Origin of the sequence: Brevibacillus gelatini, assembly GCF_003710935.1 — a bacterium.
GTDB classification, from domain to species: domain Bacteria; phylum Bacillota; class Bacilli; order Brevibacillales; family Brevibacillaceae; genus Brevibacillus; species Brevibacillus gelatini.
Genome location: NZ_RHHS01000008.1, coordinates 1 through 14,671, shown reverse-complemented (window position 1 = coordinate 14,671; position 14,671 = coordinate 1). Strand labels below are relative to the sequence as shown.

Below are 14,671 nucleotides of genomic sequence, written 5' to 3'. Positions count from 1 at the left end.
TGTCGAATGCTGTACATCACACACAACTATCCGTCGATCCCCGCATCAAGAAGCTTCTTGGCAGACCTCCCTTTTTCGCTGCCGATCCAGGGAAAACGAAACCAATGAGCGGTTTGAGCGTCTGATTCATTGTAGAAAAAACGCTCTGGGAGGCTAAACACGCCCATGAAACGAAAAGCAATCAGTTTGATGACGGCTGCGCTGGTTTGTGCGAGCGCATGGACAGCGCCAGTGCAAGCTGCTTCGTTTGCAGCCGTTCAGCCTTACTTAACGGATTACAAGATCGGTTTTACCGATGGCAACAAGCTGGTAACGAAAGCCGAGTACGATGCCTTTGACTACTCTGCTCAAGCTGTGATCGTCACCAAGGCCGGTAAAAAAGGTCTGCTCGACGTGCGTACCGGACAGGAAATCACATCGGCAGTCTGGGACGAGATCGAAATTCCCGGCTCCAAACAAATTGCCATCGTGCGAAAAGGCGGGTGGTTTCAATACATCGATCTGACGACGAAAAAGCTGTCTGCCACGAAGTTTGCCGGGGCGCACAGCTACTATTTGTCTCCAGATTATGACCCGGTCATTGTGATGAGCGGGCAGACTTCCATGCTGCTGGACAGCACGGGCAAGGTGCTGATTCCTCCCTTTGCAGGCAAGCTGTCCATTGTTCCGCTGATTCCATCGGAGGCAAAGGGAGACCAGGAAGCAAAAGAGACACGCTACGTTGTGGCAACGACCGCAAAAGCGATGACCGTATACGATCCAGCGACGTTTACGCCAAGGTTTTCCTTGCCAGGTGCCACGCTGATTCCCAACGAAGGCGGTCCAAAGACAGCCTATTTCAAGGTGCGCCTGGGCGGCAAGGAAGGTCTGGTTGATGTGAATGGACAGTACGTGCTGCCTGCGCAATTCAAGGCGATCTACACCTGGAATCAGGGATACTTTCAACTGGCAGGAGCAAACGGTGTCGGGTTGTGGAAGGACGGACAGCTTTTGGCGGAGCCGCTCTACGCGGAGGTGGGATTCGAGCACAACAACCCGGATTTGTACTGGACGCTGTCCAAGGATGTGATGATTTATCATTCGATTGCCAAGGGGACGTCCCATGCCTTGAAAAAGGGCGCAGACTATTTGCACGACAGCTACGTGCTGGGCCAGGACCCGCATACGGGCTTGTACGGCGTTGTGCAGGTCGGCAAGGGAGTGGTGATACCGTTCGAGTACCCGCGTGTGGAAGGGACGCCTTTTTCCCGACTGCTCGTGCGCAGCGACGGGAAAAAGACGATCCTGCCTGCCTGGGGCAAAGCCATAATAGAACCGGACTTCTGGTTCGATTCGCTGACGCCATTGGGCAGCGACAGCATGCAAAGCGTCAAGGATGGCAGCAAAATCGGGCTGTATTCTGAGCGCGAGGGTCTGCTGCTTGCCCCTGTAGAGAATCGGGTTATTCGCTATGAGGAAGCCTCGGGACAAGTGGTGGTAACGGAGCCGGGTGGGAGCGTGCTCCGATTTGGGGGCATCAGTGGCAAAAAGGAGAGCGATCACAACGTCCGGCCTTTGTCCGAGAAGTTGAATGCGGTGAACGAAGTGGGCAAAGGGAGTGTGCTCGTCGACCGTTCTACCGATAAGCCGATCAGCAAGCGCTATGCGTACGTTTACGTGGAGGATGCCTCCAAGCTGATCGTCGCAGTGGATGGACAGACCGCTGACTTGTACACCCCGGAGGGTATGTTGCTGACGACGGATGTCAAACTGGCAAGATGGCAGGAACGCAGCGATGCTCCGCCCGTCACCATTATGCAGGTGGGAGAGGCGTTCTACACATTGGGTGCGAAGGAAGGGACAAACAAGCGGGCATTCATCCGGATTGCAGACGGGCAGTTGCAGGCAGCAAGCGAGTTTGCGTATCGGGAGGCTGTGGAAATAGCGGTGGGCGAGCAAAAAGCAGTCGTTGCGATGCGAGCGGACGGGACGTTCGACGTTTGGGCACGTGAAGGCAGCCGACTCGTGCAAAAACTGGCGAACGTAACCGGATACGAGACAGCCTCTGATTTCGACAAGCTGCTGGTGCAAACGAAAGATGGTTGGGATGTGTACTCCTCTTCGCTGGAGCGCATCACCACAGGGAACTACCCGTCGTTGAAGCCGCTGCCGCAACGCGACGAAAGACCCGATGTTGTCGTCTACCAGGATAAGCAGACGGGTTTGTACGGACTTTTGGCAGCAGACGGAAGGCAGTTGACTGCGCCCAAGTACGAAGTGATAAAGCCGTCCCGCGAAGTATTCCCCGGACTTTGGCAGCACGACGACACACAGCCGCCATTTGCGTTTGCGATAAAGGACCAGTTCGGCTATCTCGATCCGGAAGGCAAAGAACTGTTTACGACCAAATTCCTGACGAAAAAGCCTGTGATTACGCATCGCCCGCTCCAGTTGCAAAGCTTCGAGGCATATACGACGCTGATGAAACAAAACCCGCTGGAGCTTGTCGACTTCGGCAAGCCGTATAGCTGGTCCGGGATGGGGAGCAGCGAGAGCAAGTTTTACGCGAATCTGGCTCTCTATCTGGGACTGCCGCAGGGCGCAGGAAAAGCAGAGGTGTTCGCGGCACTGGCAGCAAAAGGGGCGATCAAGCCCGATGAAAAACGCGCTGACATGAGCGACGAAGACATGTACCGTCTCGCCTACTTCATGGCGACAGGCAAAACCAGTCAGGCGATGACCGCGGGGGAACTGACAGAATGGGCACGAAAGCGGGGCATTGTGCCGGAGCGCGGAGGCATCAGCTACTATATGACCATGGATTTGTACGCAGAGTATCACCAGATGTTTTTTGCGGAGTTGCTGCGTTCACAAGCAGGGAAAAAGATTGCGAAGCCGAAGGTGCTGAAAGCTGGAGAGCTGTCGCCCGCGCAGAAGGAGATGGTCGAAACGATGCTGCTGGTCAACGGAAAGCAGGCGAACCAGTTGCCGCTGCCTTTGCCGCAGGCGGAGTGGAACCGCGGTGTCCAGCAGTTTTTGACAGCGTACCAGAAGCAGGCAGCGGGACTTCTTGCTGCCTACGTACAGCAAGCCGGAAAATAAACGTGGCAAAAGTCAAGCGCGGGAGAAGTCAGCCCGCGCTTGTTTGCGCAGGTGCGTAATATGCTGCAGCGTCAGGCAGTCACACTTGTTAAAAGATCGGCCAATATTTCAGCATGAGCACGTAAAAGACCGCATGCACCAACGCCGTTGCTACCAATGAAACAATGAAAGCGACAAACGAAATCTGATCCAGCTTGTAGGCGACCAGGAAAAAAATCGAGAAAGCGAGAAAGGCAATGAACGTGCCTTCTTCCAGATAAGCCATGTGCGCATTCACCTCGTTTTTGTACCTCTCTTCTATTCTAGCTGATTTTGGCCGTACAGGAGTTAGGAAAAAGACGCGGTAGTGGTATTTGTATCCTTTTTGATTTTCTGGTATTATGTGTAAAGTTTGAATGCCACAAAAAAGGAGAATTGTAATGAAGTTACGCAGCAAAAGCGTTCTGAACGTGTTGGTGGCCGCCGGAGTGATTGCCTCCTCCGCCGGATACGCGGCAGCAAATGAAGCAAAGCCGAAGACAGCCAGTCCGGCGGCTACGGAAAAAGTATTGCGGTTCAATTTGGACTCGGAGCCGCCAACGGTCGATCCGGGATTGGCTGAGGATGAATTATCGCTCATGCTGACAAGAGCGTTGTACGACGGCCTGGTTCGCCTTGGCCCCGATGGGAAGCTGCAGCCTTCCATGGCGCACAAGATCGACGTGTCCGACGATTTGAAGACGTACACCTTCCATTTGCGCGATGCCAAGTGGAGCAACGGAGATCCGGTGACAGCCCACGATTTTGAATACGCGTGGAAGCGGGTTCTCGATCCGAAAACAGCGAGCAATTACGCCTATCAGCTCTATCCGATCAAAAATGCGGAAAAAGCCAACATCGGTGAGGAAAAGCTGGACGCCGTAGGGGTGAAGGCGGTTGACGCGAAAACTTTGCGCGTCGAGCTGGAGAAGCCGACTCCTTATTTTGTGCAACTGACAGCCTTCCCGACCTTTTATCCCGTCAACAAGAAAGTAGATGCAGCCAATGCGAAATGGGCTTATGAAGCTTCGACGCATGTAGGAAATGGTCCTTACAAGCTCGCTTCCTGGGAACACAAGGAGCAGATGACGCTGGTGAAAAATGCGTCTTATTGGGATCAGGCTGCCGTGAAGCTGGACAAGATCGACTTTTCGATGATCGAGGATGAAGTGACGGAGCTTGCCATGTTCGATACAGGCGAACTGGACTGGGCGGGCGCTCCCGGGCCGCTTCCGCTGGACGCATTGCCGGGGCTGAAGGCAAAGGGAATTTTGCATACAAAGCCGATTGCTGCCGTCTACTGGTACAAGTTCAATACGGAACAGGCTCCTTTTAGCAATGCGAAAATCCGCAAGGCGTTTGCCTACGCGCTGAACCGCCAGGCGATTGTAGATACGGTGACCAGGGGGAACCAGGTGCCTGCTACGGCAGTTGTGCCTGTCACCAATGGCGAGAGGCAGTCGAGCTATTTCAAGGACAACGATCGCGAGACAGCGAAAAAGCTTTTGGCAGAAGGAATGAAGGAGCTTGGAATCAGCAAACTCCCGCCGATCTCCCTGCTCATGAACCGCTCGGAAGCCCATCGGAATATCGCGCTGGAAATTCAGAAGCAGTGGAAAGAGACGCTGGGAGCCGAAGTGAAGCTGGTGGAAGAGGAATGGAAAGTCTTCTTGGAGGATATGTACAACGGCAACTACCAGATCGGGCGAATGGGCTGGTTCGCTGACTACGCCGACCCCTCCAATTTTTTGCAGCTTTTCTACGAGAAAAAGGGCGGCAACAACAATACGAACTGGGAAAACAAAACGTATCAGTCGCTGCTCGATCAGGCGGCGCAACAGGCCGACCCGGTCAAGCGCAAACAATTGCTGGCAGAGGCGGAAGCCATCCTGATGGAAGAAATGCCCGTCATTCCGCTTTACTACTATGCGAACAATTGGGTTCAGGACGAGAAACTGAAGGGCATTGTCATTGATGAGTTGGGCTACATTGATTTCAAGTGGGCCACGAAGGAATAGAAGCTGATGCAACGAGCAAGCTCCCCTTTTCGCGAGTTGGAAAAGGGGAGTTTTTGTCTGGCAAAAGGAGTGTGGGCGCGGCTTCTGCCGACACCGAAGCAACCGCAGAGTTGCTGTAAGCGTTTGACAATTTACGGCTCGGATGGACGTATCACCGTTACAACTGGCCCGGCTGCCCTCTCTTTTTCAGCGCCCTTATGACAGGAAAAGATGTCGGAAGATGCAGGAAAATGCTGGCGAGTCGCGAATTTTTAACGAATAGGCTGGATTTTCCAAGCTTGCTTGCGATCTTATACAAAGGGGAACGAGAATCTTGCTTGCACGCGTAAAAAACAGCGCTATCGCTGCCTGCTGCCTGATTTTTCTGCTGCCGGCTTCCTTCGCAGAAGCAGCCACACATGTCGAGGTAACAGTCGATCAGTTGAATATTCGCAGTACGCCAGGAACAACGTCCCAGATCATCGGCACGATTACGAAAGCGACCCGGCTGCCGATTGTGCAAGGGCAAAAAGAGTGGACACAAGTCAAGCTCAGCAACGGCAAGACAGGATGGGTCAACAACAAGTACGTCAAAATGCTTGAGATTCCTCAACCGAAATACGTCAAAAGCAACGTGGACATGCTGAACGTGCGGGCAGAGCCAAATGCCACTTCCCAAATCTTGCAAGTGATCGACAAAAACAGTGTTTTCCTGCAAGTGAAAAAACAAGGCGAATGGGCGCAGATCAAGCTGTCCGACAAAGCAAGCGGCTGGGTGAATGCTCGCTATTTGGTGGAAACGACGGCGCCACAGCCAGTTCCAACACCGACACCGCCTCCCGCGCCTGCGCCAGTCCCGGCACCAGCGCCGACTCCTGCCCCTGTACCAGTTCCGCAGCCGACTCCCGTACCGACCGTGCCGGAATTGCCGAGCGGACTGGGCGCAGGCTCGCTTACCCTGAACGAGAGCTATGAGGTTTATGACGCACCCGACTTTTTGGGCACCGTCATCGGCCAGGTCAACGGCGGCTCGACGATCACGCATTACGGCTATGCGGACGGCTGGTACACGATTGACTACTACGGCAGGTACGCCTACATATTCAAGCCGATCGTCACAGAGGAGACAGGCCAGGTGACGCCAACGCCCGCCGGAGAAATTCCGGTGCAGCCTGCACCTGCTCCGGTTCCCGCAGAAGCGTCGATTCGCGTGAGAAACGCCGATACCAATCTGCGCAGCGGTCCCGGCACGAACTATCCTGTGATCGGAAACGTGCAGCCTGGACAAACTTTTCCAATCGTACAAACGGTAGGTGACTGGTACGTCATCCGCATGCCTGACAACTCGCTCGCCTACATCGCAGGCTGGATCGTCGACCGCATCCCTGCGGCTGGCAGTTCGTCGCCAGGCGGCACAGGAACAGCAGGGGTAGGCTACAATCAAGGAATGATCGGCAACGAAACCGTCTATATTTACCACACGCACAACCGCGAGTCGTGGCGCAATGTCGCCCGCAACACCCAGGGCAGCTCTGTCGACGACCCTGAAATCAACATTACACTGGTCGGCAAGCGGCTGGGGGAAATTTTGCAAGCAAAAGGCATTCCGACGATGGTCAATCAGGATGACTTTGCCCAGAAGCTGGCCGAGCAGAAGAAAAGCTATGCGATGTCGTACACCGAGTCGTACAAGGCGGTGGCGGCAGCGGCAACGACCAGCCCGTACCTGAAATACATTTTCGACATTCACCGCGACAGCGACGAGCCGCGCAGCAAGGTGGCCATCACGATCAATGGCAAGACGTACTCGCGCATTTTGTTCGTGATCGGCACAGCCAACCCGAACTATCTGGAAAACAAAAAGCTGGCCGACGCCCTGCATGCCCGCCTGGAAGCGTATTATCCCGGCTTGTCGCGCGGCGTTATTTTGAAAGGGAAAAACGAAGGAAATGGCGTGTACAATCAGTCTATTTCTTCGGGCAGCCTGCTTCTCGAATTCGGCGGAACAAACAATACGCTGGAGGAATGCTACAATACGGCTGAGGCCTTTGCCGAGGTGTTCGTGCAGCACATGCTCGAATCGCAAATTGCCTTCAAGCAATGACAGACAGCCCGTTCCGTGTCGCTTGCAGCGCACAGCGGATCGGGCTTCTTTATGCCAACAGGAAAATAGAGAAATAGTCAGGAGGACATACATGACTGCTCATCAGGAACAAGGCGAGTCGAGCCTGGAGAGGTTGCGCCATGACTTGCGCGGGGATTGCGAAAAATGCTTCGGGCTGTGCTGTGTAGCGCTGCCTTTTGCCGCTTCCTCCGACTTTGCTGAAAACAAGGACAAAGGTATCCCCTGTCGAAACTTGCAGGACGATTTCCGCTGCGCTGTTCACCAGAACTTGCGCCAGCTCGGCTTTCGCGGCTGTACCGTGTACGATTGCTTTGGCGCCGGGCAAAAGGTTTCACAGGAAACGTACGGCGGACGCGACTGGCGGCAGGCGCCGGAGTTGGCCAAGCAAATGTACGAGGTCTTTCCGCTCATGTGGCAACTGCACGAGCTGCTATGGTATTTGACCGAAGCGTCGACTTTGCAGCCAGCCCGTCCGCTGCACGAACAGATCAAGCGCGTCCTGCACGAGACGGAGAGCTTTACGAAGCTGGCTCCGGAAGCGCTGTTGCAGGTGGATGTTGCCGCTCATCGGGCAAAAGTGGGCGAACTGCTCTGGCAGGTGAGCGAGCTTGTTCGAACGGAAGCCTGTCCTAAGCAAAAAGGGGCGCGGGGCAAAACGAAACAGGTTGGCCGAGGTGCCGATCTCATGGGAGCGAAGCTCAGAGACGCCGACCTCAGGGGAGCCAATTTGCGCGGAGCGTATCTCATTGCGGCTGATCTGCGCGGAGCGAACCTCAGGTGGGCCGACCTGATCGGCGCAGACTTCCGCGACACCGATCTGCGCGGGGCCGATTTGACCAACAGCCTGTTTCTCACGCAGGCTCAGCTCAACGCGGCAAAGGGGGACGCCTCCACGAAAATACCACCGTGGTTTACGCGCCCGCCGCATTGGGCAGACTCTTCGGCCTAGCAGCGGCCAGACTTCGTCCGACTTCTCCAGCACGCAAAACATCGCGACATCGGAAAAAGGGCCGTCTGTCCCGCGGACAACCGAGCTGGCGACACCGATCGACAATATTTTGGCACCGTACACCTCATGCAGTCTGTTCGCGATTTCCTTGCACGTTTGCAGCCGCTCGCTGCGCGTTATGGTTACAGGTCCGTTCCTGTTCATTTGTACACATTTCCCTTTGCAGTGGTTGGTGGGTGAGAGGGCAAATGAACAGAAACGGCGGGCCACAGGATTAAAGGGGGACGTGTTTTGGATGATGCATGAGCAAAGCTCCTCCTTGTAACACGATATGATTTGCTTTCGGTTCTTTCAGTTTTTGCCGGGTTACCCGTCATTCACCAGTTCACTTTCCCTGACTCAATAAAAAAGAAGACGCTGTCACACGTCTTCTTTTCCAGCTTCTTTTTCAACTTCTGGCGGATTGAACCCGATTCGCTTGGGAGGATTGGCCGGATCTGCTTTTTTGACGGCCATCAACAAAAAGCTGATTTGCGAAACGTGCTGGATCAGCTCCACCGGCGCGCCGGCTTCCGTCGTTCCGAAGAAGCGGATCAGGCTCGGATTGTAGTAGCCGATCCCGTCAACGCGCAGCGTAACGTTTTGACCAAACGAGACCAGCCGCATCCCGACCTCGTGCTGTTCATCCAGCGCAAGCTCAAATTCCGCAATCATCTGGATCAATCGCTTGTGAAAATCGCTCGCGAGGTTCTGGTCCGGCTGCACCTCGAATACGGGAAGCTCGTTGTCTTGCAGTTCTACTACCTGTGGGGAGGTTGGTAAGTTGGATTTGTTGACTGCCATGGCCATACCCCCTTTTCAGATAATTATAAACTATGAAAAAGATTTCAAAAAGGGGGGAGTAGATACTGGCAGACACATAAGTGCCAATCTCTTCCTGCGGATAAATCCACGGAGGGGATTGGCACAACGCTTGTGCTCCTGGATCTGATAATGTCAGATTCGAGTTCGGCTGTTTTCTTTTCATTCGCTTAGCAATCAGGAAAACATCCATGAGCGACCGGAAGCCGATCCTCCATGCTTTTGTGCCATCCCGACTGTCTACGCAACGTTTATCGATTATCCACCTTCTCCGGATACATATCATGATTCATCAACCGATAGCTCGCCATTTCCTCATACTTCGTCCCCGGCCGGCCGTAGTTGCAGTACGGGTCAATCGAGATGCCGCCGCGCGGGGTGAATTTGCCCCATACCTCGATGTATTTCGGGTCCATCAGCTTAATCAGGTCGTTCATGATGACGTTCACGCAGTCCTCGTGGAAATCGCCGTGGTTGCGGAAGCTGAACAGGTACAGCTTCAACGATTTGCTCTCGACCATTTTGACATCTGGAATGTAGCTGATGTAGATCGTGGCAAAATCCGGTTGCCCGGTAATCGGGCACAGGCTGGTAAATTCCGGACAGTTGAACTTGACGAAGTAGTCGCGGTACGGGTGTTTGTTGTCAAAAGTCTCCAGCACACTCGGATCGTATGAATAGTTATAGGTCGTCTTCTGGTTGCCCAGCAGGGTGAGGGAAGACAGATCGCGTTGTTGTTCGTTCATGTTTATCATCCTCGTTTCTTTTCATCTACTCTTGTTTTTCGTCTACACGCCGCGCTTGTTTCCCCAGACCAGTGCGTGGAGCTGCGGCAGCACCTTGGCGTCGTTCAAATCGGGGGCAGCCATCGACTGATCGATCAGCCATTCAAAGCTTTCCAGCAGCTTTTCTCGCAGTTCGCGTGTGTCTGTGCTGACGAGATCGCTATTTCCCGGCTGGAGAAAAAAAGGAATGGTCGGGTATCGTCGGTGAATGTCGCGTGCATAGGCAAAATCGGCATCGTCAAACACAACGACCTTCAGACTAAGCCCCGCATGCTTTTGCTCAAGCAAAGTGTGGACGATGCGGTCGAGCATGGCATAGTCAGTGCTCATGCCGGAGCTTGGCGGCTTTGGCGAAATGGTAATGTCGTCGATCAGCGGCAGCCATTCCTGCCAGCGGCTTCCTTGCGTTTCCAGCGCCGTGCGAATGCCGCGCTCCTTTAAAAACGAGACAAGCTCGCCCATGCCTGGAAGAAGCGCCGGGTTGCCGCCGGAGATCGTGACGTGGGAAAAACGACCCTTCGCCAGACGTTCCAGCTCTGACCAGATTTGCTCAGGCGTCATCTGCCGGATTTCATCCCGTGCCGATCCGTCCCAGGTAAAGGCGGAGTCGCACCAGCTGCAACGGTAGTCGCAGCCAGCGGTGCGGACGAACATCGTCTTTTGGCCGATGACCATGCCTTCCCCCTGAATGGTCGGCCCAAAAATTTCCAGAACAGGAATGCTCACTCCATCATCCACTCCCGTCTCGCCTCGGCATAGCTCGTCGGCGTTTCATACAAACGGACAAATTCGACGCGAGCGCCGCGGTAACGGTCGCGATAGGCGTCGGACTGGAGCTGCTGCTCCATCTGTTCAAACAGCCAGACGACCATGTTTTCAGCGGTCGTATTCATCGGGGGCAGCATTTCGTTCAGGTAGCGATGGTCGAGGTAGATCTCGATATGCTCCTTCCAGATTTGCTTGATGTCGCCAAAGTCGATGACAAGCCCGATTTCATCCGGATAGCCGCTGATCCCGAACACGACCTGGTACGTGTGCCCGTGCAAGTTTTTGCACTTGCCTTCGTAGGCGTGCAAATGGTGCGCGGCGTCAAAGGTAAACTCCTTGCTCACCAGCACGCGCTTGTTATGGTAACGCAGTTGCGATTTTTGAATATGGGTGCCCAGTGCCTGCATGCGCTCGACAATGCGAAAGTCAAAGTTGGCGCTCATCAGGCGTGTGCTCCTTGTTCCTTTTTTTCGGAAAGATACGCGTCCAGTCCGGCTTTGCGCAGGTGGCAGGCAGGGCATTCGCCGCAGCCGTCGCCTTTGATGCCGTTGTAGCAGGTGAGGGTTTTCTCGCGGATATACGTGAAGGCACCCAGTTCATCCGCCAGTTTCCACGTTTGTGCCTTGTTGAGCCACATGAGCGGCGTATGGATCACAAACGGATAGTCCATCGACAGGTTAAGCGTCACATTGAGCGATTTGATAAACGCGTCGCGGCAGTCTGGATAGCCGCTAAAATCCGTTTCGCAAACGCCTGTGACCAGATGCCGCGCTCCTTTTTGCTTGGCAAACACGCCGGCAAAAGACAGGAACAGCAAATTGCGCCCGTCGACAAACGTAGAAGGCAACTGGCCTTCCTCCTGGGTGATGTCAATGTCTGTGCGGGTTAATGCGTTGGGGGCGAGCTGGTTCAACAAGCTCATGTCCAATACGGTGTTGGCTACGCCCAACTCCCGGGCGATTTGCTGGGCGCACTCGATCTCCAGCTTGTGCCGTTGCCCGTAGTCAAACGTGATTGTTTCTACTTCGCCGAATTGCTGCTTGGCCCAGAACAGGCAAGTGGTGCTGTCCTGACCTCCGCTGAACACAACGACGGCTTTTTCCTTTTTCATGCTCTCCATCTCCTTCATTGTTCGTAATGGAAGAAAGAGAGTTCTTGAACCTGCACCTGTAAAAAAACAAAACAATACCAAGGGATTGGTACTGTTGTCCACCTTAGTTTTTTATAGAGGGAGTTCGCGAACCTCTCCCGCGCAAGTTGCGCGGATTTCGTATGCAGTTGGGCGGCGAGCGGTCGCCCTGAGCCATTATACTACAGATTCGCTCGTCAAGGGAAACGGTGAGCGGGAAAACGATTGGTGGAATCGAGTGGCACTATCATCGTCAAAACAAATTGCCAGCGAAGACCGGCCGTCGTGCTTGCGGCCGGGCGAAAATTGTCCGTACAATGTCCATAAAAGCTGGCGGGCGAGGGGAGAGTACGACATGCTGGTAGAAGTAATTGCGACTTCGGTAGAAGATGCCAAACGGGCAGAACAGGGCGGCGCAGATCGGCTGGAGTTGATTTCCGGCATTTTGGAGGGAGGCCTCACGCCGAGCTGGGGATTGGTAAATGCCGTGGTCAAGGCTGTCTCCATTCCGGTTCACGTCATGGTGCGGCCGCACAGTCAGTCTTTTTGCTATACCGCTGATGAACTGCGCGTGATGAAGGAAGACGTGCGCATGATCCGCGAGCTTGGAGCGGCAGGCGTTGTCTTTGGCATGCTGACGCCGGAAAGGCAGATTGACCGCTACGGGTTGGAACTGTTGCTCACAGAAGCGGACGGCTTGAACGTGACTTTCCACCGGGCTTTTGATGAAGCAGCAGATTTGTTGGAGGCTGCCCGCGTTCTTTTGCAATACCCGCAGGTGCGCACCATTCTCACCTCGGGAGGAAAACGGACAGCAATCGAAGGCGCAGACTGCATCGCAAAGCTGGTTCGGATGACAAAGCAGACGTCCCTTGGCGTATTGGCGGGAAGCGGGCTGACGGAGGCGAATGCTCCTGAATTCATCAGGCGAACTGGCGTGCAACAGGTACACTTCGGCACGGCAGCCAGAGAAGAAAAACAGGCTCTGCGCTATGTGGATGCCGGGCGGGTCGCTGCCATCAAGCGAGCTTGCATGCAGACCGCAACGCTTAAATCGCCGATGGACCGCACGTAGACGGAGTCGTTAATCAGCAGGTTGAACAGAAACAAGACGGACAGGCGATTGAGGAAAGTACAGCAAATCGGGGTTTTCTTTTCAACCAAAACGTGGTAGTGTATGTGCAAATTTTGCTTACGTGAAAAAGTCAGGAGTGAAACCATGTGGCGCGAAAAAGACGAACAGCCATCCAGTTGAACAGTCCGCAGAGAAAAGTGATGGAATACGGTATGCTGCTCTTTGGTTCACTAGTGCTTGCGACCAGCTTTAACCTTTTTCTCAATCCGAACCAGATTGCCTCTGGCGGGGTTTCCGGGGTGTCGACGATCTTGCACAATCTGTTTGGCTTTTCCCCGGCTGTTGTTCAATGGGCGTTCAATATTCCGTTGTTCCTGCTGGGATTGAAGCTGCTTGATCGGCAGTACAGCTTGAAGGCGGCGATCGGATCGATCGTTTTGCCGCTTTGCGTGATGCTCACGAGTCATTTGCAGCCTCTGACGACCAATCCGCTGCTCGCCAGTATTTATGGAGGAATCGGAGTGGGGCTTGGTATTGGCATCGTTTTTCGGGGCAGAGGATCGACCGGCGGGTTTGCAATTGCTTCGCAAATTTTGCACAAGTTCACGGGGATCAGTTTAGGTGTCTGCGTCGCGGTGTTTGACGGCTTGGTGATTTTGCTTGCCGGTATTGTGTTTGATCCGGAGAAAGCCTTGTATGCACTCATTGCTTTGTTTGTCACCAGCAAAACCATTGATATTGTTCAAATGGGGTGGAATACCTCGAAAGTTGCCTATATCATCTCAAACGAAACCGATTTGCTGCGAGAAACGATTTTGTATGACCTGGACAGAGGCGTTACTTTGCTGGATGGCTCGGGAGGATACACGGGAGATGCGCGCAAGGTGCTTATGGCCGTCGTGAGTCAGAGCGAGGTTAGCAAGCTGAAAATTATGGTGCGCTCAGTCGATCCCGATGCGTTTATCATTTTATGTCCGGCAAATGAGGTGCTCGGCGAAGGATTCCGCGTAGGGTGATCGCACGGAATTTTTTGAAGTAGGATGGAAGCAGAAAGAGTGGTGGAGCCAGTTTCGCCACTCTTTTTGCTAGATTTGATGCTGGTTTTTAAATTCGGCTGAAAAACTTTTAGATTTTCTATTGCATTTGAAAACAAGACATGCTATATTTAATTTCGTGAGCGGGACACACACGAAACGAAATGCTCGCGACAAAGCAAAATATATGCCGGTGTAGCTCAATTGGTAGAGCACCTGACTTGTAATCAGGGGGTTGTGGGTTCGATTCCTATCGCCGGCACCACTACATATCGCTGATTTGGGTGACAGGTTGGGAAACCGAAAAACACAAAGAAGTGAATGTGGTTGAATGTTTTTGCGTTTCGACGCATTTATGCTCTTTGAAAACTGAACAGCGAAAGCGTTGATGAGTCTATCATTTTTAAATGATTTACCAGCTTTGAACCAGTACCAAACTTTATTGGAGAGTTTGATCCTGGCTCAGGACGAACGCTGGCGGCGTGCCTAATACATGCAAGTCGAGCGAGGGTTTTCGAACCCTAGCGGCGGACGGGTGAGTAACACGTAGGCAACCTGCCTCTCAGACCGGGATAACATAGGGAAACTTATGCTAATACCGGATAGGTTTTTGGATCGCATGATCTGAAAAGGAAAGATGGCGTTTGCTATCACTGGGAGATGGGCCTGCGGCGCATTAGCTAGTTGGTGGGGTAACGGCCTACCAAGGCGACGATGCGTAGCCGACCTGAGAGGGTGACCGGCCACACTGGGACTGAGACACGGCCCAGACTCCTACGGGAGGCAGCAGTAGGGAATTTTCCACAATGGACGAAAGTCTGATGGAGCAACGCCGCGTGAACGATGAAG

At 53.8% G+C, this 14,671-nt stretch carries 12 protein-coding genes, 1 tRNA gene, 1 rRNA gene, 1 pseudogene and 1 riboswitch; of the genes and pseudogenes, 8 read left to right on the top strand and 7 right to left on the bottom strand.

The window, feature by feature from the left end; all coding sequences use genetic code 11:
• Positions 1-165: 165 nt before the first annotated feature.
• A complete protein-coding gene (locus EDM57_RS01705) occupies positions 166-3,081 on the top strand; it encodes a WG repeat-containing protein (RefSeq protein ID WP_122903056.1) in 2,916 nt (971 codons plus the stop codon).
• Between the two features lie 88 nt (positions 3,082-3,169).
• On the opposite strand, the gene EDM57_RS23055 is transcribed toward EDM57_RS01705, so the two are convergent.
• The gene (locus tag EDM57_RS23055) at positions 3,170-3,346 is read right to left on the bottom strand and encodes a hypothetical protein (RefSeq protein ID WP_170163346.1); all 177 of its coding nucleotides are present in this window, start codon (positions 3,344-3,346) and stop codon (positions 3,170-3,172) included.
• A gap of 154 nt (positions 3,347-3,500) precedes the next feature.
• Here EDM57_RS23055 and EDM57_RS01700 point away from each other — a divergent pair, with 154 nt between their 5' ends.
• The 3 genes from EDM57_RS01700 (at position 3,501) to EDM57_RS01690 (ending at position 8,170) form a co-directional block, all read left to right on the top strand.
• Positions 3,501-5,117 carry a peptide ABC transporter substrate-binding protein gene (locus EDM57_RS01700; protein WP_122903055.1) on the top strand — a complete coding sequence of 539 codons (1,617 nt, stop codon included), beginning with the start codon at positions 3,501-3,503 and terminating at the stop codon, positions 5,115-5,117.
• 313 nt (positions 5,118-5,430) lie between these two features.
• Complete coding sequence (gene spoIIP, locus EDM57_RS01695; RefSeq protein ID WP_122903054.1) at positions 5,431-7,200, top strand: stage II sporulation protein P; 1,770 nt, start codon at positions 5,431-5,433, stop codon at positions 7,198-7,200.
• A gap of 91 nt (positions 7,201-7,291) precedes the next feature.
• The gene (locus EDM57_RS01690; RefSeq protein WP_122903053.1) at positions 7,292-8,170 is read left to right on the top strand and encodes a pentapeptide repeat-containing protein; all 879 of its coding nucleotides are present in this window, start codon (positions 7,292-7,294) and stop codon (positions 8,168-8,170) included.
• 12 nt (positions 8,171-8,182) lie between these two features.
• Here EDM57_RS01690 and EDM57_RS23610 read toward each other — a convergent pair.
• The 6 genes and pseudogenes from EDM57_RS23610 to queC form a co-directional block, all read right to left on the bottom strand.
• A pseudogene (locus EDM57_RS23610) lies at positions 8,183-8,374 on the bottom strand (ANT(4')-I family aminoglycoside nucleotidyltransferase); the annotation flags it as partial.
• A gap of 216 nt (positions 8,375-8,590) precedes the next feature.
• A complete protein-coding gene (locus tag EDM57_RS01680; RefSeq protein ID WP_122903052.1) occupies positions 8,591-9,013 on the bottom strand; it encodes a DUF6173 family protein in 423 nt (140 codons plus the stop codon).
• Between the two features lie 269 nt (positions 9,014-9,282).
• The gene (gene queF, locus EDM57_RS01675) at positions 9,283-9,777 is read right to left on the bottom strand and encodes a preQ(1) synthase (protein WP_122903051.1); all 495 of its coding nucleotides are present in this window, start codon (positions 9,775-9,777) and stop codon (positions 9,283-9,285) included.
• Positions 9,778-9,819: 42 nt separating this feature from the next.
• Positions 9,820-10,542 (bottom strand): 7-carboxy-7-deazaguanine synthase QueE, encoded by a 723-nt coding sequence (gene queE, locus EDM57_RS01670; RefSeq protein WP_122903050.1) that lies wholly within the window; start codon positions 10,540-10,542, stop codon positions 9,820-9,822.
• Positions 10,539-11,027 carry a 6-carboxytetrahydropterin synthase QueD gene (gene queD, locus EDM57_RS01665; protein ID WP_122903049.1) on the bottom strand — a complete coding sequence of 163 codons (489 nt, stop codon included), beginning with the start codon at positions 11,025-11,027 and terminating at the stop codon, positions 10,539-10,541. The genes queE and queD overlap by 4 nt, the downstream gene beginning before the upstream one ends.
• Positions 11,027-11,695 carry a 7-cyano-7-deazaguanine synthase QueC gene (gene queC / locus EDM57_RS01660; protein WP_122903048.1) on the bottom strand — a complete coding sequence of 223 codons (669 nt, stop codon included), beginning with the start codon at positions 11,693-11,695 and terminating at the stop codon, positions 11,027-11,029. The genes queD and queC overlap by 1 nt, the downstream gene beginning before the upstream one ends.
• A gap of 97 nt (positions 11,696-11,792) precedes the next feature.
• Positions 11,793-11,836: riboswitch (PreQ1 riboswitch) on the bottom strand.
• 232 nt (positions 11,837-12,068) lie between these two features.
• Here queC and EDM57_RS01655 point away from each other — a divergent pair.
• The 4 genes from EDM57_RS01655 to EDM57_RS01640 all read left to right on the top strand — a co-directional run.
• Positions 12,069-12,788 carry a copper homeostasis protein CutC gene (locus tag EDM57_RS01655; RefSeq protein WP_122903047.1) on the top strand — a complete coding sequence of 240 codons (720 nt, stop codon included), beginning with the start codon at positions 12,069-12,071 and terminating at the stop codon, positions 12,786-12,788.
• Between the two features lie 146 nt (positions 12,789-12,934).
• Positions 12,935-13,804 carry a YitT family protein gene (locus tag EDM57_RS01650; protein WP_122903046.1) on the top strand — a complete coding sequence of 290 codons (870 nt, stop codon included), beginning with the start codon at positions 12,935-12,937 and terminating at the stop codon, positions 13,802-13,804.
• A gap of 207 nt (positions 13,805-14,011) precedes the next feature.
• Positions 14,012-14,087, top strand: a tRNA-Thr gene (locus EDM57_RS01645).
• 174 nt (positions 14,088-14,261) lie between these two features.
• Positions 14,262-14,671: ribosomal RNA gene (locus EDM57_RS01640) — 16S ribosomal RNA — on the top strand; the annotation flags it as partial.

Bases quoted from the DNA above. Each gene is read 5' to 3' on its own strand.
- EDM57_RS01705 (WP_122903056.1), top strand. From the start codon at position 166: ATGAAACGAAAAGCAATCAGTTTGATGACGGCTGCGCTGGTTTGTGCG.
- EDM57_RS23055 (WP_170163346.1), bottom strand. From the start codon at position 3,346: ATGGCTTATCTGGAAGAAGGCACGTTCATTGCCTTTCTCGCTTTCTCG.
- EDM57_RS01700 (WP_122903055.1), top strand. From the start codon at position 3,501: ATGAAGTTACGCAGCAAAAGCGTTCTGAACGTGTTGGTGGCCGCCGGA.
- EDM57_RS01690 (WP_122903053.1), top strand. From the start codon at position 7,292: ATGACTGCTCATCAGGAACAAGGCGAGTCGAGCCTGGAGAGGTTGCGC.
- EDM57_RS01680 (WP_122903052.1), bottom strand. From the start codon at position 9,013: ATGGCAGTCAACAAATCCAACTTACCAACCTCCCCACAGGTAGTAGAA.
- queF (WP_122903051.1), bottom strand. From the start codon at position 9,777: ATGAACGAACAACAACGCGATCTGTCTTCCCTCACCCTGCTGGGCAAC.
- queD (WP_122903049.1), bottom strand. From the start codon at position 11,027: ATGAGCGCCAACTTTGACTTTCGCATTGTCGAGCGCATGCAGGCACTG.
- queC (WP_122903048.1), bottom strand. From the start codon at position 11,695: ATGAAAAAGGAAAAAGCCGTCGTTGTGTTCAGCGGAGGTCAGGACAGC.
- EDM57_RS01655 (WP_122903047.1), top strand. From the start codon at position 12,069: ATGCTGGTAGAAGTAATTGCGACTTCGGTAGAAGATGCCAAACGGGCA.